Origin of the sequence: Ureibacillus galli (assembly GCF_014836845.1) — a bacterium.
GTDB classification, from domain to species: domain Bacteria; phylum Bacillota; class Bacilli; order Bacillales_A; family Planococcaceae; genus Ureibacillus; species Ureibacillus galli.
Window position 1 is genome coordinate 1 of sequence record NZ_JACSQA010000074.1, and the last position, 1,225, is coordinate 1,225.

Here is a 1,225-nt window from a genome sequence, read left to right on the forward strand (position 1 = left end):
GTTTCATCTTTAAAATGACCAAAAAACGATTCTTGTGGGGCATTATCCCAACAGTTTCCACGACGTGACATAGATTGCTCTAGTCCCATTTTCTTTACCATCTTTTGAAATTGGGGGCTGGTATAGTGGAACCCTTGATCAGAGTGAATGAATGCGCCATCGGCCAATTTTATCCCATTCTTTTTCAACATCTTTAATGTATTTAATGCAATATCTAGTGTAATTTTATCCGATGTCTCATATGCTAAAATTTCATTGGTTTCGGCATCTTTTATAGCGGATAAGTAGGCACGTTTTCCTTTTCCATAACTCAAATATGTAATGTCTGTTAATAATACTTTTCTAGCGATTCCTTGCTTAAATTTACGGTTTAATAGATTTGGTAAAGTTCTATGTTCTTTCGTTGCTTTGGCCATTCTTCGATATGGATTTGCATTTCGAATGGGGCAGATGATTTGAAACTTTTTCATGATACGACGAATTCGCTTTAGGTTATATGTAATTTGATACTGATTTTCTAACGTCATTTTAATTTGACGTGCACCTTTCTTACGACCACGGAAATTGAACGCTTTTAAAATGATTTCTTTGACTGTCTCATCTGCCTGATCACTAGCTTGTCTACTAAGTTGTGCTTCTTCTGAAAAATAACGATAGTAGCCCGATCGAGAGACTCCAACTAATTTACAAAGGTAGCTTACCATTCTTTTTAAGCGGTGTTTTTCTATCACATACTGGATCAACTGAAATTTTTGTTCCGCTGTTAATTTCTCTTTTTCTTTATCAACAACCTTTCTGCTAAATCGATCTTTTTTAGTAGTTCATTTTCTGCACGTAATAATGCATTTTGCGCCTCTAACCTTGCGTACTTTTCTTCTATACTTAATTCTCGCTCAAGTGGACGTCCTGAAGAGTGTTTACGTGTATCCACAAGCCCAGCTACACCATTCTTTTGATAAGCAGCACGCCATCGCTCTAAAGCAGACTTTGCACGTTTTTTACCTACGATATCAATATCAAATCCTGCATCTTCAAAAATTTGAAGTGGAAATTTCCCTTCCTCATATTCTTTAATGGCTCTTGCTTTAAATTCATCTGTATATGTTATTGCTTTTTCACTCACTGCTTTTACATAAGGATGTTTCTTGAGTAATTTCTGTTCTTGATCTGTAAATAACTTTTTCGACATGTTCTTCCGCTCCATCAACCATTTATTTTATTTCAT

Annotated in this window: 1 pseudogene; it reads right to left on the reverse strand. The window is 35.4% G+C overall.

The features are described 5' to 3' along the window. A pseudogene (locus tag H9636_RS18935) lies at positions 1 to 1,189 on the reverse strand (IS3 family transposase); the annotation flags it as partial. Between the last annotated feature and the right edge of the window lie 36 nt (positions 1,190 to 1,225).